At 43.2% G+C, this 25,701-nt stretch carries 19 protein-coding genes; 8 read left to right on the plus strand and 11 right to left on the minus strand.

The window, feature by feature from the left end; translation table 11 throughout:
- The first annotated feature begins 120 nt into the window (after positions 1–120).
- A complete protein-coding gene (gene dgt / locus J4N22_RS07770; protein WP_207493361.1) occupies positions 121–1,500 on the plus strand; it encodes a dGTP triphosphohydrolase in 1,380 nt (459 codons plus the stop codon).
- Between the two features lie 24 nt (positions 1,501–1,524).
- Here the strand turns inward: dgt and J4N22_RS07775 are convergent, their stop codons facing one another.
- The gene (locus J4N22_RS07775; RefSeq protein WP_207493362.1) at positions 1,525–1,794 is read right to left on the minus strand and encodes a hypothetical protein; all 270 of its coding nucleotides are present in this window, start codon (positions 1,792–1,794) and stop codon (positions 1,525–1,527) included.
- A gap of 135 nt (positions 1,795–1,929) precedes the next feature.
- Positions 1,930–3,105: a nicotinate phosphoribosyltransferase gene (pncB, locus tag J4N22_RS07780; RefSeq protein ID WP_207493363.1), complete on the minus strand. Its 1,176-nt coding sequence runs from the start codon at positions 3,103–3,105 to the stop codon at positions 1,930–1,932.
- Between the two features lie 112 nt (positions 3,106–3,217).
- On the opposite strand from pncB, the gene J4N22_RS07785 reads away from it, so the two are divergent.
- Complete coding sequence (locus tag J4N22_RS07785; protein ID WP_207493364.1) at positions 3,218–3,577, plus strand: rhodanese-like domain-containing protein; 360 nt, start codon at positions 3,218–3,220, stop codon at positions 3,575–3,577.
- A gap of 59 nt (positions 3,578–3,636) precedes the next feature.
- Here the strand turns inward: J4N22_RS07785 and J4N22_RS07790 are convergent, their stop codons facing one another.
- The 7 genes from J4N22_RS07790 to guaA all read right to left on the minus strand — a co-directional run bounded on the left by J4N22_RS07790 (position 3,637) and on the right by guaA (position 14,613).
- Positions 3,637–4,611, minus strand: a complete 975-nt coding sequence (locus tag J4N22_RS07790) for a zinc metalloprotease (RefSeq protein WP_207493365.1) — start codon at positions 4,609–4,611, stop codon at positions 3,637–3,639.
- A gap of 154 nt (positions 4,612–4,765) precedes the next feature.
- A complete protein-coding gene (locus tag J4N22_RS07795; RefSeq protein ID WP_207493366.1) occupies positions 4,766–7,300 on the minus strand; it encodes a ligase-associated DNA damage response DEXH box helicase in 2,535 nt (844 codons plus the stop codon).
- 73 nt (positions 7,301–7,373) lie between these two features.
- On the minus strand, positions 7,374–8,747 hold the full coding sequence (locus J4N22_RS07800; protein WP_207493367.1) for a c-type cytochrome: 1,374 nt from the start codon (positions 8,745–8,747) through the stop codon (positions 7,374–7,376).
- A gap of 210 nt (positions 8,748–8,957) precedes the next feature.
- Positions 8,958–10,622, minus strand: a complete 1,665-nt coding sequence (locus J4N22_RS07805) for an ATP-dependent DNA ligase (RefSeq protein ID WP_242692091.1) — start codon at positions 10,620–10,622, stop codon at positions 8,958–8,960.
- A gap of 2 nt (positions 10,623–10,624) precedes the next feature.
- On the minus strand, positions 10,625–11,650 hold the full coding sequence (locus J4N22_RS07810; protein ID WP_207493368.1) for a ligase-associated DNA damage response exonuclease: 1,026 nt from the start codon (positions 11,648–11,650) through the stop codon (positions 10,625–10,627).
- 211 nt (positions 11,651–11,861) lie between these two features.
- Entirely contained in the window at positions 11,862–13,037 is a 1,176-nt protein-coding gene (locus tag J4N22_RS07815; protein ID WP_207493369.1) for a type 1 periplasmic-binding domain-containing protein, read from the minus strand.
- Between the two features lie 40 nt (positions 13,038–13,077).
- On the minus strand, positions 13,078–14,613 hold the full coding sequence (guaA, locus tag J4N22_RS07820; RefSeq protein WP_207493370.1) for a glutamine-hydrolyzing GMP synthase: 1,536 nt from the start codon (positions 14,611–14,613) through the stop codon (positions 13,078–13,080).
- A 175-nt stretch (positions 14,614–14,788) separates the two neighbouring features.
- On the opposite strand from guaA, the gene J4N22_RS07825 reads away from it, so the two are divergent.
- Positions 14,789–15,460: a head GIN domain-containing protein gene (locus J4N22_RS07825; protein WP_207493371.1), complete on the plus strand. Its 672-nt coding sequence runs from the start codon at positions 14,789–14,791 to the stop codon at positions 15,458–15,460.
- Between the two features lie 97 nt (positions 15,461–15,557).
- Positions 15,558–16,838, plus strand: coding sequence for an MFS transporter (locus J4N22_RS07830; RefSeq protein WP_207493372.1), 1,281 nt, complete (start codon positions 15,558–15,560; stop codon positions 16,836–16,838).
- On the opposite strand, the gene J4N22_RS07835 is transcribed toward J4N22_RS07830, so the two are convergent.
- Complete coding sequence (locus J4N22_RS07835; RefSeq protein WP_207493373.1) at positions 16,771–18,498, minus strand: M14 family metallopeptidase; 1,728 nt, start codon at positions 18,496–18,498, stop codon at positions 16,771–16,773. The two genes, J4N22_RS07830 and J4N22_RS07835, sit on opposite strands and share 68 nt — an antisense overlap.
- Before the next feature lie 30 nt (positions 18,499–18,528).
- Between J4N22_RS07835 and J4N22_RS07840 the strand changes: the two genes are divergently transcribed.
- Together J4N22_RS07840 and J4N22_RS07845 are read left to right on the plus strand one after the other, a co-directional pair.
- A complete protein-coding gene (locus tag J4N22_RS07840; RefSeq protein ID WP_207493374.1) occupies positions 18,529–19,218 on the plus strand; it encodes a response regulator transcription factor in 690 nt (229 codons plus the stop codon).
- A 4-nt stretch (positions 19,219–19,222) separates the two neighbouring features.
- Entirely contained in the window at positions 19,223–20,584 is a 1,362-nt protein-coding gene (locus J4N22_RS07845; protein ID WP_207493375.1) for an ATP-binding protein, read from the plus strand.
- Between the two features lie 83 nt (positions 20,585–20,667).
- Here the strand turns inward: J4N22_RS07845 and rpsT are convergent, their stop codons facing one another.
- Entirely contained in the window at positions 20,668–20,925 is a 258-nt protein-coding gene (gene rpsT / locus J4N22_RS07850) for a 30S ribosomal protein S20 (RefSeq protein WP_207493376.1), read from the minus strand.
- A 213-nt stretch (positions 20,926–21,138) separates the two neighbouring features.
- On the opposite strand from rpsT, the gene J4N22_RS07855 reads away from it, so the two are divergent.
- Positions 21,139–23,874, plus strand: coding sequence for a 2-oxoglutarate dehydrogenase E1 component (locus J4N22_RS07855; RefSeq protein WP_207493377.1), 2,736 nt, complete (start codon positions 21,139–21,141; stop codon positions 23,872–23,874).
- 164 nt (positions 23,875–24,038) lie between these two features.
- Entirely contained in the window at positions 24,039–25,607 is a 1,569-nt protein-coding gene (odhB, locus tag J4N22_RS07860) for a 2-oxoglutarate dehydrogenase complex dihydrolipoyllysine-residue succinyltransferase (protein ID WP_207493378.1), read from the plus strand.
- Positions 25,608–25,701: the final 94 nt, after the last annotated feature.

Below are 25,701 nucleotides of genomic sequence, written 5' to 3' on the forward strand. Positions count from 1 at the left end.
AGTCCTTGTTAGGCGGCAAAGATAACAGGCAACAGCTATACCGTCGCTTCAATTTGAAAGAGCTGTTCATGTACTGCTGTTAAAAACAGTTTGTGCGTTACCTTTCCACTTTTTTCATATATGAAGTGGGAAACAATATTTACTACACAGCGTGTAGGGCACAACAAGGTTTCGCAGGAACCACGGTCTGGCTTTCAGCAAGACTTTGACAGGCTGGTATTTTCTTCAGCCTTTAGGCGATTGCAGAATAAAACACAGGTGTTTCCTTTGCCCGGCAGCACGTTTGTTCACAACAGGCTCACGCACTCATTAGAAGTGGCTAGTGTTGGTCGTTCGTTGGGTAGTATTGTAGGTAAAAAGATAAGTGAAGAGATTGCTGATAAGAGCAGCGACAGTTACGAGTTTTACAGGTACGAACTTGCTAACGTGATTGCTGCCGGTTGCCTTGCTCACGATATTGGCAATCCTGCTTTTGGTCATTCAGGTGAAAAGGCTATTTCAGCTTACTTTGTTGACAATGCCGGGGTCGTGTTCGATGGCAAACCACTGCAAGAACATTTTACCGAAAAGGAGTGGGCAGACATCTGCAAGTTTGAAGGTAACGCCAATGCCTTCCGCTTACTTACCCGCACTTTCAAAGGAAGATTGCAGGCAGGAGTAGGACTTACCTTTACCACTATAGCCTCTATTTTAAAATATCCATGCGAAGCAACGGCAATGGATAAAAAGTTCAAGCATCGTAAGAAGTATGGTTTTTTCCAGGCGGAGAAAGATGTGCTGGTAAACATTGCTGAAAAGCTTGGTATGATACGGGAAGGAGGTGATGATGTATGTTTCAAGCGGCATCCGTTTGTATACCTTGTAGAAGCCGCAGATGATATTTGCTACCGCATCATCGATCTTGAAGATGCACATCGTTTAGGAATTTTGCCTCACCAGTTGGTGAAAGATTCTTTGTTTACCGTCATTAGCCGCCTAGGCAGGGAAGGAGCGGACGTGAATAGGATGGAGGAGATATACAACAAGATCGGTGACCAGAATGAGAAGATCAGTTTCCTGAGGGCACGCGCTATCAATATTCTTACTCAAACTGCAGCCGAAGTTTTTTTAGAAAACAAGGAAGCTATTCTTTCAGGGAATTTCAACGACACGCTGCTCGATAACATTGATGACCGAACCGGCGCTTTCGATGAACTACTGAAGCTTTCAATAGAGAAGATCTACAACCATGAATCTGTTTTAGAAATAGAGATAGCGGGTTATAATGTGATGTCTGAACTACTTGGCCTGTTCGTGCCGGCTGTGCTTGCTGCCAAGCCTGGTCATAAGCAAATGAAGATCCGTAAGCTGTTCCCCATGCAATACTCTGGTTTTGAGGATACGGACAATGCGTATGAAAAGGTGATGAACGTGCTGGATACCATTTCGGGTATGACGGATTTATACGCTACCGAGTTCTACCGGAAGTTGAAAGGTATAGAGATACCACAGCATAGGTAGGAGCTAATTTCAATTCAGAGCTTTCTACTTATCGGATATGTGTCCCCTGTCATATTCACCATCTTCATTGTTAGAAATGGTTTCGGAGTCGGGTAGGTTACCTTCTGAGATGTCAGCCGGTTGCTCGCCTTGCTGGCTACCAGGCTCTGTTTTCAATTCACCACCATCAGCTGCAGTACTATGATTTTCTTCCTCGTCAGTTATGTCTACACTTTTGTGCGGATCCTGAGTTTGTAGATGCTGGTTGTATTCTTTGTTGCTCACCGGTTCAATAGTATTGTTGTTGGTATCCATGTTCTTCATTTTTTGAACAACAAGAAAAGATTGTGCCTTGGAAATGTCAAAAGGCAAAAGGCGAAAGTCGAAAAGAAAAGACGAATAAAATTCAGAGCCAGCCCAAATATAAAATCTGCAATCCTAAATCTTCAATCAATTGATATGTAACACCGATTTCGCCAGCGCGATCATGCTTTCTTCTCCTGTATATTTTCCTCTTTCATCCGACAGCTTAACAACCGGTGTCCATTCACCATCTTCTGGCAGTGCTTCTGTCATTTTTATAACAATGTTCATTGGCTTCAGTCCTACATCATTGGTAAGATTGGTTCCTATACCGAATGACATGCCTATTTTACCTGCACAATAAGATGCTATCCTGTTCACTTTATCGTAATTAAGTGCATCAGAAAAAATGATTGTCTTTGACATAGGATTTATGCCGAGGCTGCGGTAATGATCAATGGTTTGTTTGGCAAAATCAACAGGATCTGCGCTGTCGTGACGTACGCCATCAAACAGCTTTGCAAATTTTTTATCAAACTGGCGAAAGAAGCTGGTAGAAGTATAGGTATCAGATAATGCAATTCCAAGATCTCCGCGGTAGACATCTACCCAATGCTCAAGAGCCATTGTATTGGCCATTTTAAAACCATACTTGGCTGCATGAAACATAAACCATTCGTGTGCATGCGTGCCTATGGGTTTTACCTGGTTGATCATGGCAAAATGAACATTGCTGGTACCAACAAAAGAAGGTTTGCCATACCTGCACAATGTTTCCATAACCATGCGGTGCACCTGGTAAGAGTGCCTGCGGCGGGTTCCAAATTCCGCTACTTTGATTTCTAAAGCTTTAAACTTTTCAATTTTGTCTTTCGTTGTTTCTATCACCGTTTCATCTGGTACCCGCTCTGTATCCTGGAATTTGTAAAATAGCTCAGACACCAGGCAAAGCAGTGGCACCTCCCACAGGATGGTCCGGTACCAATAACCTTCGATAAAAATCTGAACATCTTCACCTTGCTGCTCTATCACCACTTCCTTTGGATTGTAGCAATAGCCCTGCAGGAAGTCGAGGTAAGTTGGATCGAGGTAAGGACAGGCGTCGGCAAGAAATTTCTTTTCTTCTATGGTTAGTTTCAAGCCTGCCATTGCATCCACTTCCTTTCTTAACGCTTCAGCAAAACCTAGAGGAAATGCATGTTTGCCGCGGTTTATAAACTGGTAGCGTGCCCTGGCTTTGGGAAACAATTTTACCACACCATGCTGCATGGTGAATTTATAGAAGTCATTATCTAAGATTGAGTGAAGAATGCCTGTATCCATCCTTGAGGTGTTTTTGGTTAGCAGAATGTTTGAAGGTAAAGAATACACCAACAACCACCTGCAATCAGCTGGCTGTTCATTAACTTTAGTCGCATAAACTAATCAACTACTTATGGAACATTCAAAAGAATTTTTAGCCATAGTGCAGGATGCAAAGAGCCGCATCAAAGAAGTAAATGTAGGCGAGGCAATGGAAAGGGTAAAAGCAGGCGCGCTACTGGTAGATGTACGTGAGGACAATGAATGGGACGCTGGTCATGCAAAGGGAGCCAAACACTTAGGCCGGGGCGTGATCGAAAGAGATATCATAAAAGAGGTGCCTGATAAAAATACCGAGATGGTATTGTATTGCGGTGGTGGCTTCAGGTCAGCGCTTTCAGCTGATAACCTTCAGAAAATGGGCTATAACAATGTATACTCTATGGATGGTGGATGGAAAGCCTGGAAAGAAGCAGGCGGTGAAGTGGAATAGCTAATAAACAAAATCCCTCCCATGTGCATGGGAGGGATTTTGATAAAAATGAAATCTTCTTATTGTATGTATGCACTTCTAGAGTTCAAAATAGCTGCATCCATTCTGTCTCGTTGACCAGCAGAGAACATATACATGCAAGCATCATTTGTGTAATCCATGTAATTCATCCATTGCTCCAAAGGTTTTCCTGCGCAATTACTTTTTAAACCAGCAGAAGGACATCCACTATTAGAAGCATCGTGTGAAGGCGTATCAGAAACACCATCATTACCACATCTTGCATCGCCCCATATATGGCGCAGGTTTAGCCAGTGACCAACTTCGTGTGTTGCAGTTCTTCCTTTATTGAAAGCAGCATACATTGAATAGCTGGCAAAAGTTCCAAATGCCTGGTAATCTACCACTACACCATCTGTAGCAACATTTCCACCTGGAAACTGCGCATAGCCCAACAAGCCACTGCTAAGATTGCACACCCAAATGTTTAAGTGAGTGTCAGAATTAACTGCATCACTGCCGCCCTGGCTTGTAAATTTCACCGCATTATTTGATCCGAAGGTTGCAGAGGTAGTTTTGCGAATTACTTGTTTCACTGAAAAGTTGATCTGGCAATTTGCAACAGAGCTTAATGGATAATTAGCCAGGTAAATATTGTTCCGGCTCAGCTCTTCATTGGCCTTTGTGAAATCTTTGTTTAGTACATCTATCTGCGATTGGATCTGTGCATCTGTGATCAGATTAGGGCTTGATTCCAGTACATGTAGAATAACCGGGATAGTACGCAAAGCCGTAGAACGATGCATTCCAGGCTGGTTAATGTACGCTTGTGTCTGTCTTTCTAATTCATTTAAAAAAGCAGCTCGCTGTGGATTTTCAGCAAGTTCTTTTTCTAAAACATCGTGCGATGCACACTGGCGCTCCGTCAGATTTTCAATCAGCACTGCAGGCTCTTCAGCTGTCTTAATATCTTTCTTAGAACAAGCAGCAACAAGCATCACTACCGCCAGTAGAGATGTGGTAATTTTTCTCATGGGATGAATTTTGATGAACTTGTAATTTAACGAAATTTTGAGAAGCTGTTGCTGAAGATGATGGTGAATTTTTATTTTTTGTTTTGCCCAGAATGCAGTACTGTAAAGGGTTTCAGCTCAAAATGGTGATAAACAAATGAATAAACATCTGAATTTAATTTAGCTGCGCCTGCATCTTTTTTATCCTGTCTTCCAGTTTTTCGCTACTCATATTTTCGCGCATACTATCCACTTTTATTGGAAAGCAGAAAGGCGTAAGTTGAGTGGGAAAAGTGAGCACGATCTTCGACTGCTGAATACGTTCCAACATATCGCGTAGCCTTTGTTCTTCCATCTGTTGTTCCATCACCTCGTTAAATGCCTGGCGAACCAACAGGTTGTCTGCATCATATTCAGAGAACACATTGAACAATAGCGAAGCCGACGACTGCAGGTGCCTTGCCTTTTTATGCTCGCCGGGATAGCCTTGGAAAATCAATCCTCCGATGACTGCTATGTCCCTAAATTTTCTTCGGGCCATTTCAGTGGAGTTCACGCTGCGTTGTATATCTGCAAAAAGATTTTCTGTAGTAAAGAGGTCATACACATTGCTGTCATCCACAGGTATGGGCTGATCGCTCAGAAGTTCGAAGCCATAATCATTCATGGCTATAGAAAAGGTGATAGGCGTAATGAGGCTTATTCTAAATGCAAGCACTGCAGCCATAGCTTCATGCACCAGCCTGCCTTCAAATGGGTAAACAAACAAATGGAAACCATCTTTAGTCTCAATCTGTTCTACCAGTAGTTCGTTTGCTGCCGGTACATGCGACAGCTGTTCCTGCTTTTCAAATAGAGGTGACAGCACTTTTAGCTCTATGTCTTCCGGGTTGGTAAATGCTTCATTGAACTTGCGGCGCAGCATCATGCCCAGGTTAGATGAAAGCGGCATCCGCCCACCTTGCCAGCTGGGAACAATTGATTTTTTTGATGATGATTTTCTCACCAGAACCGTTAGGTCTTTTATCATTACCAGTTCAAGGTTTCTACCTGCAAGGGTAAATACATCACCCGGCTCAAGACGGCTGATGAACCATTCTTCAATGATACCTATATAACCTCCTGCCAGAAACTTCACCTTTAGCATTGGATCGCTTACAATAGTACCAATGTGCATACGATGACGCATTGCCATCCGCCTGTTCTTCATGCGGTACAGTCCATCTTCGCCTACTTCTACTTTTTTATATTCATCGTATTGCTGCAGCGCTACACCACCACTTACAATATGATAAAGTAACTGCTGCCATTCACCAGGAGTGACATCTGCATAGCAGTAAGTGCTTTTTACTTCTTCATATACTTCAGCTGGATCAAAACCTTCGCTGATGGAAATGGTGCACAGGTACTGAATAAGGACATCGAAACAAAGTATGCGTGGCTCTCGGGCTTCAATGATCTCTTCTTTCATGGCCTGCTTCAGCGCAGCTGCTTCTACCAGTTCCAATGAGTGTGTAGGTACAAAAAATATCTTACTGACTTTGCCAGGTTGATGACCACTGCGTCCTGCACGCTGCAGGAAACGTGCAACACCTTTGGGCGAGCCTACCTGTATTACGGTTTCTACCGGACGAAAGTCTACACCAAGGTCAAGGCTTGCCGTACATACCACTGCTTTAAGCTTCGTTGTATGTAAGGCTTCCTCCACCCATATACGCAGGTCCTGTTCTATACTGCCATGGTGAAGTGCCAGTGCGCCGGCAAGATCAGGAGCCATAGCCAAGAGTGTCTGGTACCAGCGTTCGCTCATACCACGTGTATTGATGAAAAGGAGGGTGGTGACATTAGCGCGAATGATATCTACTACCTTTTCAGCAAGGTTCAGCCCTAGGTGCCCTGCCCATGGAAATTTTTCTATCTCGTCAGGTACCACCGATTCAATCTCGATATTCTTCTTCAGGTTGGCTTTTACGATTACCTGCTTCCGTTCTTCTTTTGCTACCGCGCTGTTACCAGAAGTGGTTTGTTTCAAAGGTGCCAGCAGTACCTCTTTAGCTTGCTCCAGGTTGCCTATAGTTGCCGATATACCCCATACCTGCACATCCCTTCTACCTTTTGCATTTTGACTTTTGACTTCATTAGCAGATGCCAATTTTACCAACTTGCTTACTGCCAGTTCTACCTGCACTCCGCGCTTACTGCCAAGTAGCTCATGCCATTCATCAACCGCAATAACTTTAAGTGAAGCGAAAGTTTCTTTATAACCTTTTTGTGCCAGCAATAAGTGCAGGCTTTCAGGAGTAATTATCAGCGCCTCAGGCATGCTACGTTTTTGGCGCGCCCTTTCATTGATGTCGGTATCGCCATTGCGAATGCCTACCTGCCAGTTCATTCCAAGTTCTGCAACCACTTCTTCCATAGCACGTGCTATGTCTTTACCAAGTGCACGCAAAGGCGTTACCCATAGCAGTTGCAGCCCATTCTTTTTCCTGGTCTTATAATCTTTGGGATTATCGTTGATGAAGTTGATAATCGCACCAAGAAATACAGAGAAAGTTTTACCAAAGCCGGTTGGCGCATTCACCAAACCGCTGCTGCCTGTGTGTATCTCTTGCCATGCTTCCAACTGGAAAGCAAATGGTTTGAAATCTTTACCGGCAAGCCACTGGCTGATAACTTTGTACCCTGGCGTTTTCTTCAAATCTGGCATTCGTATGGCAAAGATAAATAGATGAAGCTCCTGTAGTTGGTGCAGTAGAAGGAGATTACCAGCTTGTTAACTACTACAGCGTTTTCAGGTATTCTATCACAGCCTTACGTTCATTTTCCTGCAGCTTATCACCAAAATAATGTCCCTGGTTGCCATAGCCATTCAGCGTGGTATTGTACATGTTCTTACCGGCTTTATCATGCCTGGTGTATTTCCAGCCAGGGTTATTGTAGTTGTATTCCTGTTTCTCAAAATTTCTCGACCAGTATTTTGGACGTGCTTTACTGTTTAGCACACCTTCCAAAGTAGGTACTGAGCCATTATGAAAATAGGGCGCTGTTATCCAAACTCCATCTAACGGCGGAGCTATATAACCGCGATAAGGTACCAACTGTGCAGGAGTAGCACCTGAAGTAAACCAGCTACTATTGAACCATTGAACAAACTGAGGGTTAGCATAATTAGCAGCAAAAAAAGCTGTGTCAGTCCTTATAATAGATGCAGGAATAAGAAGGTTTGGATAGGTTTCGTTTTCACCATAAGTGCCATGGCATTTGGAGCAATTGTCATTAAACAGTTTCTGCCCTTGTGCAGCCAGTTGTTGGTTGATGTTGCCGGGAAACTTCGGCGCTTCCAAAGTTTTCAGGTAAGCAAGCACATCAGCAAAGTGAGCATAAACCTCAGCTGCTTCTGTAGTATCAGAAACTGTCAGAAGATTGGAAGCCATTAAAAATTTAGAAAAGTCGCCACGTCCAAAACCCGTGTAGAACATGGCATTCTTCTTCTTCAAAAGCCACCATGCAGGCACATCGCTTGGTATTACTTCATTAGGAATGTCCATGATCGGTTTGTCATTCCACTCCAATGTTTGCGGATCGCGGTGTGCTACCAGCAATGCAGCTAATCTGCTTGCTACATTCACCCCGCGAACCTGCGTAAATAGTTTCGGTCCTATGGTTTTTGCCGCACGTAAGAACTGCTTCGATGCCTGGAACTGCTTCTTGTTGGTAATTGAAAGCAGGTTGTACAACATCGCCGCATCGCTTGAAGAAAATTTTTGGTTGCGGGTAAAATCCATTTCCGAATTTCCAAGGCCTATGACAAGGTTCTTGTCAAAAACCTGTGCATGACACTGCAGGCAATTTACCGCAACAATGCGTTCACCGTTTGCAGCGTCTACCGCCGTATAAGCATAGCTAAGGTTAGTGTTGTCGCCAGTTCTGCCAAGATGATTAAGCGTATCCTTGCCCACAGCACGAATAAACATTTTATAAGGTATCCCGCTCTTAATGTAGTCACCTGTCACCAGGTAGTTGTAGCCTTTAGCCGGGTCACCTTCCTGTTGAACAGACGGTGGAACAGGCACTGGTTTTTCACTTCCATTAGTTAAAGCAACATACATCACCCACACCGCTACTATAGCCAATATTGCACACCATTTCTTCATGTTATAAAACTAAGGGAAGCCCTTGGAGCCGCAGCATTTTGTTGAAGGTTTTTAGAGGATATGGGAACCAGCATTTGTCGTTGATGGAGCATCGTTGCGTCGCATTACGTTCATCGGCATCTCATTTATCAACACCAGCCACCATCACCAATAAACCAACTTATGAACAAAATTTAAATCAACTGATCAACTGATCAACCAATCAACTGATCAATTTTCCTTCTTCACCCCATATACTTCCAGCATCTTTTTCAGATCTTCCAGTGTGTTTATTTCATCAGCTTTCTTGTCTTTCCGCCACCTGCTTATGCGCGGAAACCTCAGTGCCACGCCACTCTTATGGCGGTTACTGGCAGCTATTCCTTCAAAGGCTATCTCAAAAACAAGTTCAGGTTTAACGGTTCTTACAGGCCCAAATTTTTCAATGGCATTTCGTTTCACAAATGAATCCACTTCATTGAATTCTTTATCGGTAAGCCCGCTATACGCCCTTGTAAAAGGAACCAGTTTTTCACCATCGCGTACAGCAAATGTGTAGGCGGTGTATAGGTTACTTCTTCGTCCAGATCCTTTCTCTGCATATATCATCACTGCATCTATCGTCAGCGGGTCAATCTTCCATTTCCACCAGTCACCCACCTTGCGGCCTACCTGGTAGCTGGATGATTTTCTCTTCAGCATAAAACCTTCTGCGTTACGTTCTCTTGATGTCATACGCAACTCCTTCAATTCTTCCCAATCATTGAACTCTACCACCTCCGATAGAAGGATGACATTGCTCTGCAAAGATTCTATTATAGCCTCCAGTTGTTTGCGTCTTTCGCTGAGAGGCCTTCCTCGCCAATCCTCGCCGTTGTACTCTAAAAGATCGTAGGCAAAAAAGGTAATGGGCGCTTCTTGTAAATGTTTTTTAGTGATGTTCTTCCTGCCTATGCGCGTTTGCAAAACAGCAAAAGGCAGCGGCTGTTTATCAATGCTCGGAATGATCTCGCCATCGAGCACAATGCCATCCGGCAGCACATCTTTCAGCAGGTGATACTCCGGAAATTTTTGTGTCATCAGGTCTTCGCCGCGACTCCATACAAACAGTTCGTTGTTGCGCTTTATCAACTGTCCGCGTATACCATCCCATTTCCATTCTACCTGCCATTCAGCAGGATCACCCAAGGTTGCTGGTTCATCATCCAGTGCATAAGCCAGGTAAAAAGGGTAGGGCTTAGAGTGGTCAATTATCATCGGACTTTCATCCAATAAATTTTGCAAAGTGGTGGTTACTGGATCCCATTGCCCGCTTATTCTATGGGCTATCACCGACGGCTCCAGGTTGGTAAATTTGGCCAGCGCATTCACGATCATCTTTTGTGAAACACCAATACGAAAAGCTCCTGTGATAAGTTTATTGAAAACAAACAATTCATTTCTATCCATGGTGCTCCAGCAGTCAAGGATGAATTGTTTGCGGATAGCTTCATCTTGCTTTTCTATGGTTCGAAATGCCTCGAGGTAATAGTAGAGCGGTTTGTCATCTGTAGCAGGAGCCCCCTCAGGTAATAAAAGAGAAATGGTCTCTGCAAGATCACCAACTACATGGTAGCTTTCACCAAACAACCAACCCGGAATGGCAGCCATTTCCACGCACCATTCTACCAGCTGGCGGCTATTCACAATGCTCTTGGGCTTGCGGTCGCTGAATAGTGCTATCACCCATACTTTGTCCTTACCAGTTGCTTTAGAAAAATAGTCGACCAATGCATCCAGTTTGGCTGTTGTCTTGGTACTGGTACCGAGTATCTTTACCAACTGTGCAAACTGCTTCATGCCTGCAGTGGTGGCAATGTTATGTTCCGGATTTATATGATCAGTGACTGCTTCCATTGTTATTCTTCAGGTGCGCCTTCTGCTATTATTGCAGGTGCTTCTTCCTCATCGTTTCCATATTCCGTTTTTACCTCGGCGGCATCTATGCCTATTTCATTCAGGTAGCGGCTAAAGGCAGCGGTGAAGCCATGTGTAACAAATACTTTTTCTGCACCGGTTGCTTTTACCGCCTGCAGTAGCCCATCCCAATCAGCATGATCGCTTACAACAAAACCTGCATCTACATTTCGCCTGCGGGCATTACCACGCACTTGCATCCAGCCACTGCATATGCCTAAATTGTACGGAGTAAAACGTTTCATCCAGCTACTGCCATCAGCACTTGGTGGTGCGATCACAACACTGGCTTTAAGTTCTTCTTTGGTGGTTTCGTTGGTTACACGTTTTACTGGTGGTAGTGAATGACCTGCATTTACCAGTGCCTGGTGTACATTGTATACAGCTCCATGAACATAGATTTTATTAGTAACCTGTTCTACGGCTTTCAAAACACGTTGTGCCTTACCAAGGCTATATGCAATGATGACGCTTGTTTTATTGTCGCTGATATTTTGCTGTATCCAGTGCTGAATATCGTGAGCAAGTTGCTGGTTGGATCTCCACTTGTAGATGGGTAAGCCAAAAGTAGATTCGGTAATAAAGGTGTGACACTTCACAGGTTCAAACTGGCCGCTGATGCCATCGTTCTCCAGTTTATAATCGCCACTTGCTACCCACACTTCACCATTATACTCAAGCCTTATTTGCGATGAACCAATAACATGACCTGCCGGGTGAAAAGAAACTTTAACGCCATTCATATTGATGGTTTCACCCCATCCAATGGTTTGGTAAGTGCCGGGTCCTAATCGTAGTTCAAGTATTGCTTTGGAGTCGGTATGACATAGATAAGCGTTGGAACCAAACCGCGCATGGTCACTGTGTGCATGCGTGATCAGAGCTTTATCCACCGGCTTCCATGGATCTATATAAAAGCCACCTTGTGGACAGCAAAGACCTTTATTAGTAAATTCTATTAATGGCATTCACTGGTGCAGTAAAATTATAATGCCATCGGGTAAGTTGGAGGTTGGAGGTTGAAGTTGGAAGTAGATCAACAATCAAGTGCTGTTCAACTTATAATCAGGTATGAGACTAGTGGACCTATTAGAATTAGTATTTAACATCCAACTTCTAACATCCAACAACAAACACAGTAAACTTCAAACCTTAAACCTTAAACTTCAAACCTCTGACTTAGTAAATGCTTACCACATTCCCTTCTCTCTTTTTTACAAAGTACAATTTCTTGTTCTCCATAAAATCAGGCTGTGGGTTGGTACTCTTACGTTTGATGGGTTGAATGTCGAAGTTGTTGAAGACGGTGAAATCTTTGTCGGAAAGATTGTTGAGCAGGTTGCCGCGGTGCTTGTTTAGCAAGCGTGTAAAGTGAAAAGTTGTTTCAAAACCGCGAAACACCATATCGCTTGGACGGCTGTAGTATTTTGCTTTATATGCACGGTTGATGCCAGCATTTAAACTCTCGTTATTACCGTAATTAAAAGGCGTAGAGTAGATGATATCAACGTTCTTGTTATCTCTCCTGTTGAATTCCCTAATGCCATCCCAGGTAGGCATACCTATCGCTGTTACCTGGTAGTTACTGTTGTCGCCTAAAGCTCTCACAGCTTTGGATCCAAAAGACTCAAGCGGAGATGCTACAAAAACCACATTGTTACGTGTGCTATCAAGGTGTGGGGCAAGTGTGGCCGCTGTCAAATCATCTTTTACTTCCACCCATTTAATGATCAAAGGAAAAGCTGGTGTGGCTTTGTTTAATTCATTGATCGTATTCTTGATGTAGTCTTCAGTATTTCCCGGGCGCTTCAATGCAATGATCTTATCCATGGAATGATAACGCTGCATGTACTTGAACAGTCCTTCTATATGCGTTTGAAAAGAAGAATTCAGTAAGACAAAATACGGGTTCTGGTTGATGCCAACATAGTTAGGATAAGTAGCAGAGATAAAAGGTATCTGCCGCTTTTGAGCTACATCACCAAACAATTTCAATTCAGCAGGCGTGGTTACAGAAGCTATGATCAATCCTGTACCATTGAATTGCGGACCATGTAAGATCTGGTTAAGTGCTATCGCATCTTGTTTGGTATCAAAAACATGAATTTCTGCATTCACTCCTTCGCGGTTAAGGCTGTCTACTGCCATCATAACACCATTGTAAAACTCCAGGCCAGGAAGAATGTGTTTGGGCAGGTTTGTTTTACCAAGTTTATAAGTATTGCCATTGAAAGCTTCATCAAGATAAAGTGGTGCAAATACCGCCACTTTTACGCGCTGTTCATTTTGCGCAGCTACATTAAAACAACTGGTAAGGGTAAGGATGAAAATAGCAAGCCTGTAGAAAAAACTCATGATTAAAAAACTTTCTGCTGTTGAAACAAAATTGATGCCTTTATTCCCACTCAATTGTTGCTGGTGGTTTGCTGCTGATGTCGTACACCACCCTGTTTATTCCACGCACGTTGTTAATAATTTCGTTTGAAATGTGCGCCAGGAATTCATATGGCAGATGTGCCCAATCAGCAGTCATGCCGTCAACCGAAGTTACTGCACGTAAGGCTAATGTATATTCATAAGTCCTTTCATCGCCCATTACACCTACACTTTTAACAGGAAGTAAAATAGCGCCTGCCTGCCATATAGATGGATATAGCTTGTATTCTTTTAAACCACGCACGTAGATGTCATCTGCCTCCTGCAGTAGTTTAACTTTCTCTTCTGTTATATCGCCTAAAATGCGGATTGCAAGGCCCGGTCCCGGGAATGGATGACGATAAATCTGGTCATGAGGAATGCCTAACTCTAAACCTACTTTTCGTACTTCATCTTTAAACAAGTACTTCAATGGCTCTACCAACTGCAGGTGCATTTTTTCCGGTAGCCCTCCTACGTTGTGATGCGATTTGATGGTAGCCGAAGGTCCATGAACGCTTACACTTTCAATCACATCAGGATAAATAGTTCCCTGCCCAAGAAAATCAATTTTGGTAAGCGAGGTTGCCTCTTCCTGGAAAACATCGATGAACAGGCGCCCGATTATCTTACGCTTCTCTTCCGGGTCTGCTTTTCCTTTTAGTTCATCGTAAAAAAGTTGTTTCTTATCTACACCTTTTACGTTAAGACCAATCTCTTTATAGGTATCCAATACTTGTTGAAATTCATTTTTCCGCAGAACGCCGTTGTCTACAAAAATCCCATGTAGCCTGTCGCCAATGGCGCGGCTGATAAGGGTAGCAGCCACTGTGCTATCTACACCACCGCTTAAAGCCATTACAACCTGCCCGTCACCAACCTGCTGCTTTATGTTGTCAATGGTTTCCTGCACAAAAGAAGAAGGGGTCCAGTCTTGCTTACAACCGCAAATGTTTACCAGGAAGTTATAAATGATCTTTTTGCCTTCCAACGAATGATATACTTCAGGGTGAAACTGCAGCGCATGCAAGGGATGATCATTGTTGTCCTTTTTTCTGAAGGCGGCTACTGGTATACTTTCAGTAGTAGCAAGCACTTCAAAATCAGTAGGAAGTTCAAGTATTGAATCTCCGTGGCTCATCCACACCTGGCTGTGCAGCGAAACACCCTGCAGAAGTTTGTCTTCTTTTTCTATTTGTAAATGAGCGCGACCGTATTCACGCTTGTTGCTTTTTTCTACTCTTCCGCCAAAGATCTTGGCTGTCAGTTGTGCACCATAGCAAACACCTAATACAGGTAGTTTTTCGTTGAATTCTTTAACATCAACTACGGGAGCTTTTTCATCATTCACAGAAAAAGGAGAACCGCTTAGTATCACACCTTTCAGGTTCTCATCAAAAGTGAATGGTTTATGATAGGGGATAATTTCGCAGAACACATTTGCTTCACGAACAGCGCGTGCTATCAATTGAGTATACTGGCTTCCAAAGTCAAGGATGATAATTTTTTCGCTCATATAGATCGGAGAAGAGTAGGTTTAAAACGATGCGAAGGTAATAGAATTTATCTCGCACCCTTTTACGTAAATGGTTTCACTTACTTCATATTTATTTCTATCTTTTCCACCTCTTAAACCACTGCATATGATAAAGCTCTCCTCCCTATTAATGTTTTGTGTCCTGTTATATTCCATGTCAGCTTGCCACAATCGTGAACGTATTTCCGGTAACGGGCAACTGCAAAGCGAGGAACGCAACATTAGAAGTGCCAAAAAAATAAAAGTTCTTGGCTCTATGGATGTGGAGGTAATTGCAGGTGAAACGGGCGTTCGTGTAGAGGCTGATGCCAATCTGCTGCCTTACATAGAAACTGAAGTGGACGATAATTGGCTAAAGATCCGTGTGCGTGAAAATGTCTCAATCAATTCCGATAATAAAATAAAGGTGTATGTATCTACGCCTACGCTTACCAATATAAGAGTAGCCGGAAGTGGTGATGTGGTAACCAAAGGCAGTTTTGATAATGGTGATAAAACTTCTGTAGACATTGCAGGTAGTGGCGATGTGACAATGGATGTAAATGCACCTAAAGTAGACGCAAAAATTGCAGGAAGTGGAAACCTGCACATTTCAGGGGAAACAAGAGACCTGGAGGTTGATATAGCCGGTAGTGGAAATTTTGATGGCGAAAAGCTAAAAGCTGAAAATGCCAAAGTAAAAATTGCCGGATCTGGTGATGTATTTCTGTTTGCTGATGTAAACCTGTCCGCTAATATATTAGGAAGTGGTAGTGTGCGTTACAAAGGCAATGCAGTGGTTTCCAGGAAAGTGGTAGGTAGCGGCTCCATCTCAAAAATCCCTTAATTGTTAATGCTCCTTTAAACTCTGCTATAGGTGTAAAATGCATCTTCTGCGGCAGCTGTGGTAGCAGTAATCATGCGACCTTCGCGCAAATTTTATTATGAACTGGAAGGAGCGGGTACTTCTGCTATTAATGGCAGCTATCAATTTCACCCATATATTGGATTTTATGGTGATGATGCCATTAGGCAATTTCCTCATGCCTTATTTCCAGATCAGCCCAAAGGAGTTTAGTGTAGTAGTTGCATCTTACAGTATAGCTGCAGCCGTTTCAGGTTTCTCAGCTGCTTTTTATGTAGACCAATTTGACCGTAAGAAAGTACTGCTCTTTGGCTATACAGGCTTTGTGATAGGTACCGTATGTTGTGGTATAGCTCCAACATATTTCTTGTTGTTGGTATCGCGGATTATTGCAGGATTATTTGGTGGACTTATTGGCGCACAAGTACTGAGTATAGTGTCTGACAGTTTCTCTTATGAAAGGCGTGCTACGGCAATGGGTATTTTATTCTCGGCCTTTTCTCTTGCTTCCATTGTTGGTGTTCCATTCTCGCTGTTCCTTGCCGGCAGGTTTAGTTGGCATGCTCCCTTTCTGCTTATTGGTGGATTAGGGCTGTTTGTCATTTTCGCTGTAGGAAAATTTCTGCCTGCTATGCGCGGCCACTTAGAGGCAGCACGTGAAATAAAAGAAAACCCACTGAACATGATCAGGAACCTGCTCGCAAACAGGCAACAGGTAACTGCGCTTTTGCTAAGTGGCAGCCTGATGTTGGGACACTTCCTGATCATACCATTTCTTAACCCATACATGGAAATGAATGTAGGATTTACAGAATGGCAGCGCAACCTGGTGTATATGGTAGGCGGTGTGGCTAGTTTTATTGCTTCGCCTTTTATTGGTAAACTGGCTGACAAATTTGGCAAGCACCGTATATTTTATATTTTCTGCGTACTATCACTGGTGCCTATATTCCTAATAACCAACATGCCGGCTATCAAGTATTATTATGTGCTGGTGGTAACCGGTTTTTGGTTTGCTATAAGCACCGGCAGGGGTATACCTGCACAGGCTATCATAAGTAATGTGGTAAAGCCTGAACAGCGTGGAAGCTTTATGAGTTTCAACAGTTGTATCCAGCAGTTGTTCACTGGAATGGCATCGCTCATTGCAGGAATGATAGTACTTACAGCACCTGATGGTAAGATCCTGCATTACCCTGTTGTAGGTTACCTGAGTATCGTGATTGTATTTACATGCATCTTTATTGCACGCATGATACATGTACACAAGGAGCCTGCATTTCAACCTATTGTTACCGAAGATTATACACCGGGTAGCGTAAGTGAGCAGGCTCGTAGTACGGCGAGTGCTTATAAATAAAATTTAGTTGAGCCGAAGCAGAGCCAGCAAATGTCTCATCTGCTTTTTTCTGTTGCTCAAGCTTTTCTTTCAGTTCAGGATGTTCTGCTAAATATGTCGCAGCTACATCTTCCCACCTGTAGTCGCTGTAGCCTTCTTTTTGTTGTAAAATGGCATCAAAGAAATTCCAGGCAAAGAAGCTGTCATCACCGTTTGGTGTTAGCATCTCTACCAGGTAACGTTTCGCAGGCTGGTTAGTGGAAATGATATAATCTCCTTTTAGAAACCTGATCTTTTGTGTGCTCCAGCTAATCTCTGTGTCATAATTCTTATGGTGCTTCTCGTATGGTCGTGGCATCGACTTGTAGGATTCAATTCGTGCTGCCTGTACTTCCATAACAGTGTCTTTTGCCAGTTGCTGCATCTTTACATTGTTCAGCTTCAGTATGTCTATTACCGAATGCCAGCCTTGCGGAATAATATATACTTTAGGAGCTGTGGCAATAACTTTTGGCTTAAAGAAATTGTAGTATTTCACTTCTTTAGAAAACGGTTTGCTGCGGTCGTAATACAGCCGCTGCATGCCAGTTACTTCACTTGTCTTCCTGCCGGCTTCATAGCCTAAAAAAGTAATGATGTCGTTTTTGGTGCTATCGACTGTCCAGCTAAGGGGGAAGTCATTTTTCGAAAGCTGATCCTGCAGCGTTTTTCTCTTGTTCTCTACCAGGTTGGCTGCTTGTTTGCTGCTTTCTTCAATTAGCGTTTGCATAAGCGCGTAGGTAGAAAGCACCCTGTCTTTGTACGGCTTCAGCATGTGAGTTTCAGGCACAAAACCTATAGTGCCGAACAATGCTGCATAGCCACTGCTGTAGCGGGGAGGATCGTAAAAGGCAAGCCATCCTTTCTCTGGATTAGCACTTTCAAAATTTACGTAAGGACACATCGGCCATCCTTTAGCATCCATGCCTTTATAAAGAGCCGGTTCAAAATGATCGTGCAGGTATTTACCTGCCTCACCGCCAAGTTTATTATGCTGCGATGTCAGCAGTGTCATAGTATGCTGGTAGTCGGCACCATCGCTTACGTGGTTGTCCATCAATATATGTGGTTGCATGTAATGGAAAATGGTAGCGAAGGCTTTAGCATTCCTCGAGTCATTTTTGGTGAAATCCCTGTTTAAATCAAGATTTTGTGCATTGCCGCGGAAGCCATAGCTCACAGGCCCGTTCTGGTTTACACGCGAAAAAGAATTCCTGTTGAGCGCGCCACCAATATTATACACGGGTATGAAGCCGATCACTACATTAGAAGGCGCGGCTATTTTTCCTGAAGCAAGGTCGCGCAGTAGCATCATGCTGGCATCTATACCATCAGGTTCTCCGGGGTGAATACCATTGTTGATCAGCAGTACAACATTCTTATTCTTTTCCCACTGGGCGGGATCAAAAGTTTTGGCTGCAGAAAATACAACCAGGTGCAATGGATAACCTGCATCGGTCAGTCCAAACTTTTTTATAGAAATTGTTGAATATTTTTTATCAAGTAATTCGTAATGTTTAATCGCTTCAAAATAAGTAGCTGTTTCCTTTCCTGATGATTTTTCGAACGTGGTAATGAGCGATTGAGCTTGAAGTGCTATAGTAGAAAATAGTATATATGTTATTGCAACTAGAATTTTCATTAATTTGTCCTTATAATTTCATTAAAAGTAATGGAAAATACGCACAGGATATTGTTAGCCGAAGACGAACCAAAGCTAGGTCAGATCATTCAAGAAGAGTTGACCAGGCAGGGGTACCAGACAGATGTAGCCTTTGATGGAAATATTGCAGAAAAGCTATTTCAACAGCATAACTATAGCCTGGTTTTGCTGGATGTAAACCTGCCTTATAAGAATGGATTGGCGCTCTGTAAAGAGTTCCGGGAAGCAAAAAAGAACATCCCTATCATTATGCTTACAGCGTTGGGAGAGATCACTGATAAGATCCATGCCTTCAACCTGGGAGCAGATGATTATATAGTGAAGCCTTTCCACTTCAATGAACTTTTTGCCCGTATCAAGGTCTTCCTCAAAAGATCGGATGCAGCCACTGAAGTAACTGAAAAGATAGTAGTAGGTGACCTGGAGATAGACCTGTTGGATAAAACAGTTACCAAAGGAAGTACAGTAGTTAATCTTACCGCTAAAGAGTTTGCGCTTTTAGCTCTGTTAGCAAAATCCAATGGTAAGGTAATTTCTAAACAGGAGATACTGGAGAAGGTGTGGGGACTAAGTTTCGATACAGGCACCAATACCATCGAGGTTTATATTAGTTTCTTGCGCAACAAGCTCGACAAGCCTTTTGAGACCAAGCTTATACATACCAAGCCAGGTTTTGGATATTTCTTAAAGGAACTCTGATAGCATGAGTTTCAAGCTTCGCTTTGCAATTCTCTTCAGCCTGTCCGTTTTTGTTATTCTAACAATATCGGCTATATATATTATAATACTGAACGAGGAATTCAGGCGCGATGAGTTTTACAACAGGCTGGAAGCGGAGGGGAAAAAGGTTTCTAATGTTTTTTTCAATGGCAAGAATGACAGGAAGTGGCAGCCTGACTCTGCACTGCTGTACATCCAAACCACCATTCCTGAAGAAAAGGTAGCTGTTTATGACTCAGTTCTAAAACCTCTTTATACCAGTCAAGGTGGAGATAATATAGCCTTGCAGCCGGGTGATTTTACAAATGCGAAGGAGCGTTCGGTATTTTATTTTACTAAAAATAAGCGTGAGCATGTAGTCCTTTACAGGGATCAACCATTCGAGCATTATGTGGCCATCTCAGGGTTTGATAAGTATGGTAGAAGCAAAGCCAACAATCTTTTCATTATTCTCATCTTTTCCATCCTGGGTGGATTGTTCTTATCTGCATTCCTCGCTTTCTTTTATGTAAAACAAATATTGAAGCCGCTCAACCAACTGAAGTTGCGGATGCAGCACATCAATGAGAAAAACCTGATGGAGCGACTTGATGTGGGCACTTCAAAAGATGAGATCAGCCAGATTGCCAATAACTTCAATGCAATGCTGAATAGGTTGGAAAATTCTTTTGATACCCGGAAGAGTTTTGTGCAGCATGCATCGCACGAGCTACGTACGCCGTTGGCAAATATGTTGTCTCAAACAGAAGTTGCGCTGAACCAGGACCTGACAAAGGAACAATACAGGCGGATCCTTCAATCACTAAAAGAAGATCAGCAGGACATGATCTCGCTTACCAATTCATTGTTGCTGTTGTCGCAATACGAAACGCTTACTTCAATAGAAGATTGGCGGGATATACGAATTGATGAACTGGTATACGAAACCATTGATATAACCAAGAATGTATACCGGAATGCTGTCATATCTGTTGATTTTGAAGAAGTTCCTGATGATGAGCAGCTACTCATCTTCAAAGGCAACGAAATGCTGATCAAGTCTGCGTTTCAAAACCTGATAAGGAATGCTTGTAATTATTCGGAAGATAACCTTGTGACTATAGCTATCAAAGCAGAAACAACAAGGATCGTTTTACATTTCAACAACCGGGGAAGACAATTGTCTGCAGAAGAGCAACAAAGACTTTTCATACCATTTTTCAGGGGGGATAATTCAACCAATAAAAAAGGCTTTGGGTTAGGGCTGTCCATTGTTCAGCGTATTCTTAGCCTGCATCATGCGCAGGTAAGCTATAGCGCCCTGGAGAATAACCTGAACAGGTTTACCGTCATCCTTCCAAAATAAAAAGAAGTAGGAGGGGCCAGTGATTTGTAAAACAAAAAACCTGCACCAGGCAGGTTTTACAAAATATGTACAGGTAAACCAGTTTATGCAGTTGCTGCAGGAACGTGCTTAGCTAATTTGCGCTTTAAATTGGAAGCCTTGTTCTTATGGATCACTCCACGCTTTGCAAGCTTGTCAATCATAGAAGCAACTGAAGGCAGTTTATCAGTATAAGCTGATGTTTCTTTTACTTCTTTTAAATCGCGGATAGCGTTACGTGTAGTTTTGCCATAGTAACGGTTACGATCTCTACGCTTAGCTGCCTGGCGCACATCTTTCTTGGTAGCTTTATGGTTTGCCATTTTTGAAATTTCTTTTTAAGGACGGCAAAGGTAAGGGAAAACACGTTCTAAAGCCAAAGATCAGGAAGAAATATTTCATTTTCACGTTTTATATGGCTTTAGCATTTAATGGCGCCCTATATATGATGATTATTTAGTTGTTTAAAAAGCAAAAGTCCGTTCTTTTTTTCTGGGTTCAATGCCCGATATTTGCGCCAACTATATACGAGCTTCATGAATGATTTTTCTTATATAACGAATTCGCATCCGTCATACATCGAAAGTTTATACAACGATTTCATTGCTAATCCAGAAAGTGTAGACCAGGACCTTAGGAAGTTTTTTGAGGGCTTCGACTTTGCCATCAATCAAAATGGATCTAATGGTGCTGCCACATCTTCAGCCCCGGTTGATAAACAACAAGTGTCTAAAGAGTTTGCCGTATTCCAATTGATACATGCTTATCGCAAAAAAGGACACCTTGTTGCTAAAACAAACCCTATCCGCGAAAGAAAAGACAGGCGGGCGAATTTAGAGCTACGCAATTTTGGTCTTTCCGATGCCGACCTTGAGCAATCTTTTGCAGCAGGTAGCATTATAGGTATGGAGAATGCTAAGCTGAAAGATATTATCAAGCATCTACAAAAATGCTACACCACTTCTGTTGGTTTCGAATATTCAAGTATCAACGACCAGGAGAGAATTGACTGGCTTGAGCGAGAGATTGAGCAGAACTTTCATGTACCTCTTTCTGTAGAACAAAAGAAGTGCATTCTGGAAAAGCTAAACCAGGGCGTGATCTTCGAAAGATTCCTGCATACTAAATATATCGGCCAAAAGCGCTTTTCACTGGAAGGTGGTGAAACTACCATTGCTGCTTTAGATGCTATTATAAATACAGCTGCTGAAAGTGGAGTAGAAGAAGTGGTGATTGGTATGGCGCACCGTGGCAGGTTGAATGTATTAGCTAATATATTAGGTAAAACCTATGAGCAAATATTCACTGAGTTTGAAGGAACCATGCTTCCGGATACTACCATGGGTAGCGGCGACGTAAAATACCACATGGGCTTCCGTGGAGAGCATACAACCAGCGATGGTAAAAAAGTAAACCTCCAGCTTTGTCCTAATCCATCACACCTTGAAGCAGTTGATCCTATTGTAGTAGGATTTGCACGCAGCAAGGCAGATGTTATCTACGAAAGTGACTACGACCGCATTCTTCCTATACTTATACATGGCGATGCTTCTGTAGCTGGCCAGGGTATAGTATACGAAGTGCTGCAAATGAGTGGCCTGCGCGGCTATTATACCGGTGGAACCATTCACTTTGTTATCAACAATCAAATAGGTTTTACCACAGATTTTGATGATGCACGGACGGCAGATTATTGTACATCAGTAGCTTCTATGGTGCAGGCACCTGTTTTCCACGTAAATGGAGATGATCCTGAAGCTGCAGTGAAATGCGTACAAATAGCAACCCGTTATCGTCAAAAATTCAATAGCGATGTTTTCATTGACATGGTGTGCTATCGCAAGCATGGCCACAACGAAGGCGACGATCCAAAGTACACACAGCCTAAGCTGTATGCACTGATCGACAAACATCTTAATCCACGCGAACTTTATATACAAGAACTGGTAAGCCATGGCTCTATAGATGCACAGCTGGCCAAGGAAATGGAAAAGAAATTCTGGAGCGATCTGCAGGAGCGCCTGGATGAGATAAAGCAGAATCCAATCCCATACAAGTTCCAAAAGCCAGAACTGTGGTGGCAGGATCTGCGTCCAGCAAATGACCAGGACTTCCAACAATCTCCGGTTACAGCTATCACTGACGATCAGTTCGAAAGCATTTTCAATGCACTGATGACCATTCCCGAGGGAATGCAACCTCTGCGTAAAGTTGAAAAGCTATTACAGGATAAGATCAAGCTGTTTGAAAGTGAAAAAGCCATTGACTGGGCAACTGGTGAATTGATGGCTTATGGAAGCTTACTCCTGGAAGGTCATGATGTAAGAATGAGCGGTCAGGACGTTAGGCGCGGCACTTTCTCACACAGGCACGCCATCATTCGCGACGAAAATACAGACGCAGCACACAACCGTGTAAACCATATTCCAGGAGCTAAAGGACGTTTCCGCATTTACAATTCTTTATTGAGCGAGTACGGTGTACTTGGTTTTGAATATGGTTATTCCATTGCCAATCCTAATTCACTCGTATTGTGGGAGGCGCAGTTTGGCGACTTCTTCAATACTGCACAACCTATAGTTGACCAATTCATAGCAGCCGGCGAAACCAAGTGGCGCCAGATGAGCGGCATGGTATTGCTATTGCCTCACGGTTACGAAGGGCAGGGACCTGAGCACAGCAGTGCAAGAATGGAGCGCTTCCTGCAAATGTGCGCAGAGTACAATATGGTCATCACCAATATCACAACTTCAGCTAACTTCTTCCATTCGCTTCGCCGTCAGTTGGCATGGCCGTTCCGCAAGCCAATGGTTGTATTTAGTCCGAAGGCTACACTTCGTCATGCTGGCACTTACAGCAAGGTAGAAGAGTTCACATCAGGTAGCTTCAAGGAAGTAATTGATGATCCAAATGCCGGCGATCCGTCGCAGGTAACAAAGGTGTTGTTCTGCAGCGGCAAGATCTATTTCGACCTGGCTGAAAAGCAACAGAAAGAAGATAAGAAGGATGTAGCCATCATACGTGTTGAGCAATTGTACCCGCTGCCTGTAAACCAGCTGACGCAGCTTTACAACAAATACAACAAAGCCACCTGGTTCTGGGTGCAGGAAGAGCCGCTGAACATGGGCGCTGCCAGCTACCTGCAAATGAACCTGAAAGGAATAAATTATGGTGTTATCAGTCGCCAGCCTAGTGCATCTACTGCTACCGGTTATAGCAAGGTGCACGCACAGGAGCAGGCTGAGATCATCAATACAGCTTTCAGTATTTAAAAAGCAACAGTATGTAACCAGCAGTTGAGCCTTGAGCAGCATCGTTGCGTCGCACACTTGTACGGCAACTAAATAATTGGCCAACAAGCCGCAGTTATTCAAGCAGCTTAAACAACTATTGATCAACTGAACCAAACCACCAACAGAATAAAGAAACTATAACAATGATTGAGATCAAAGTACCTACGGTAGGAGAGTCCATTAACGAAGTGACACTAATAAAATGGACAAAAAAAGATGGTGATTATGTAGAGCGCGATGAAGTGATTGCAGAGCTGGAAAGTGAGAAAGCTACTTTTGAAGTAAATGCTGAAAAAGCAGGTATCCTTCAAACCAAAGCTGCCGAAGGAGATACTCTAAACATTGGTGATGTATTGGCCATTATTGACGAATCTGCACAACAACCTGCAGGCAATGCAGCTGCCGAAACTGCTCCACAGGCTGAAGCACAACCACAAGCAGCTGAGCCGGCACCTCAGCAACAAGCTGTAGCTGCCGGTAAAGGTGTTATAGAAATAAAAGTTCCAACCATTGGCGAATCAATTACAGAAGTTACCCTACTGAAATGGATAAAGAAAGATGGTGACCTGGTAGAGCGTGATGAAGTGATTGCTGAAATGGAAAGTGAGAAAGCAACTTTTGAACTAAATGCAGAGATAGCCGGTAAACTTTCTACCAAAGCAAACGAAGGAGATACCATAAAAATAGGTGATGTAGTAGCAGCCATTGATAGCGATGTAGCTGTACCAACAGCGGCTGCTGCACCAGCTGCACAGCCGCAGCAACAAGCACAAGCTGCCCAGCCAGCAGCCTCACAAGCGCCTGTTACATCTGTTCCTAATGATGTGAAAGCAACACCGGTTGCAGCAGCAATCATTGCTGATAAAAAAGTTGATCCTAAGTCTATTCAAGCTTCAGGTGTACAAGGGAAGATCTTGAAGAACGATGTACTGGAAGCGCTGAACAATCCTGGTAAAAAAGCTGCAGCAGGGCAGGAGCTCTTTAGCCGCAACGAGCGCAAGGAGAAGATGAGCAACCTGCGCAAGACCATTAGCCGTCGCTTGGTGGAGGCTAAAAACACCACTGCCATGCTTACTACTTTCAATGAAGTAGACATGACAAGGATCATGGCAATCCGTTCGCAGTTCAAAGACAAGTTCAAAGAAAAGCATGGCGCTAATCTTGGCTTCATGAGCTTCTTCACAAAAGCTGCATGTTTCGCATTGCAAGAGTGGCCTGCTGTTAATGCATCTATTGATGGTGACAGCATTATCTACCACGACTACTGCGATATCTCTATAGCCGTATCTGCACCTAAAGGACTGGTAGTGCCAGTGATCCGCAATGCAGAAAGCCTGAGCATGTTTGAAATTGAAAAAACAGTGGTACAGCTTGCAACAAAAGCTCGCGATAATAAACTGACCATAGAAGAGATGCAAGGCGGAACATTCACTATCACCAATGGTGGTGTGTTTGGTTCACTTATGTCAACACCTATTATCAACATTCCGCAGAGTGCGATACTGGGTATGCACAAGATACAAGAGCGTGCTATGGTGGAGAATGGACAGGTAGTAGTAAGACCAATGATGTACCTGGCGCTAAGCTACGATCACCGTATCATTGATGGTCGTGAGAGTGTAAGCTTCCTAGTGCGTGTGAAGGAATTACTGGAGAATCCAGAGCTGCTGTTGTTTGGAAAAGATCCTGTAAAAGCATTGCTAGAATTATAGATTGATATCTTCTGATTGAATAAATTTTAAAAAGCTACCGTCATGGTGGCTTTTTTATTGCTTTTCAAATGTGAGCGGTTAGAAATAAGTTTTT

Source organism: Aridibaculum aurantiacum, from assembly GCF_017355875.1.
GTDB classification, from domain to species: domain Bacteria; phylum Bacteroidota; class Bacteroidia; order Chitinophagales; family Chitinophagaceae; genus Segetibacter; species Segetibacter aurantiacus.

What these genes read in the sequence shown, in the direction of transcription:
- dgt (WP_207493361.1), top strand. Translation starts at nt 121, where the DNA reads ATGAAGTGGGAAACAATATTTACTACACAGCGTGTAGGGCACAACAAG.
- pncB (WP_207493363.1), bottom strand. Translation starts at nt 3,105, where the DNA reads ATGGATACAGGCATTCTTCACTCAATCTTAGATAATGACTTCTATAAA.
- J4N22_RS07830 (WP_207493372.1), top strand. Translation starts at nt 15,558, where the DNA reads ATGAACTGGAAGGAGCGGGTACTTCTGCTATTAATGGCAGCTATCAAT.
- J4N22_RS07845 (WP_207493375.1), top strand. Translation starts at nt 19,223, where the DNA reads ATGAGTTTCAAGCTTCGCTTTGCAATTCTCTTCAGCCTGTCCGTTTTT.
- J4N22_RS07810 (WP_207493368.1), bottom strand. Translation starts at nt 11,650, where the DNA reads ATGCCATTAATAGAATTTACTAATAAAGGTCTTTGCTGTCCACAAGGT.
- J4N22_RS07825 (WP_207493371.1), top strand. Translation starts at nt 14,789, where the DNA reads ATGTCAGCTTGCCACAATCGTGAACGTATTTCCGGTAACGGGCAACTG.
- J4N22_RS07815 (WP_207493369.1), bottom strand. Translation starts at nt 13,037, where the DNA reads ATGAGTTTTTTCTACAGGCTTGCTATTTTCATCCTTACCCTTACCAGT.
- guaA (WP_207493370.1), bottom strand. Translation starts at nt 14,613, where the DNA reads ATGAGCGAAAAAATTATCATCCTTGACTTTGGAAGCCAGTATACTCAA.
- rpsT (WP_207493376.1), bottom strand. Translation starts at nt 20,925, where the DNA reads ATGGCAAACCATAAAGCTACCAAGAAAGATGTGCGCCAGGCAGCTAAG.
- J4N22_RS07805 (WP_242692091.1), bottom strand. Translation starts at nt 10,622, where the DNA reads ATGGAAGCAGTCACTGATCATATAAATCCGGAACATAACATTGCCACC.
- odhB (WP_207493378.1), top strand. Translation starts at nt 24,039, where the DNA reads ATGATTGAGATCAAAGTACCTACGGTAGGAGAGTCCATTAACGAAGTG.
- J4N22_RS07790 (WP_207493365.1), bottom strand. Translation starts at nt 4,611, where the DNA reads ATGAGAAAAATTACCACATCTCTACTGGCGGTAGTGATGCTTGTTGCT.
- J4N22_RS07840 (WP_207493374.1), top strand. Translation starts at nt 18,529, where the DNA reads ATGGAAAATACGCACAGGATATTGTTAGCCGAAGACGAACCAAAGCTA.
- J4N22_RS07795 (WP_207493366.1), bottom strand. Translation starts at nt 7,300, where the DNA reads ATGCCAGATTTGAAGAAAACGCCAGGGTACAAAGTTATCAGCCAGTGG.
- J4N22_RS07835 (WP_207493373.1), bottom strand. Translation starts at nt 18,498, where the DNA reads ATGAAAATTCTAGTTGCAATAACATATATACTATTTTCTACTATAGCA.
- J4N22_RS07785 (WP_207493364.1), top strand. Translation starts at nt 3,218, where the DNA reads ATGGAACATTCAAAAGAATTTTTAGCCATAGTGCAGGATGCAAAGAGC.
- J4N22_RS07800 (WP_207493367.1), bottom strand. Translation starts at nt 8,747, where the DNA reads ATGAAGAAATGGTGTGCAATATTGGCTATAGTAGCGGTGTGGGTGATG.
- J4N22_RS07855 (WP_207493377.1), top strand. Translation starts at nt 21,139, where the DNA reads ATGAATGATTTTTCTTATATAACGAATTCGCATCCGTCATACATCGAA.
- J4N22_RS07775 (WP_207493362.1), bottom strand. Translation starts at nt 1,794, where the DNA reads ATGGATACCAACAACAATACTATTGAACCGGTGAGCAACAAAGAATAC.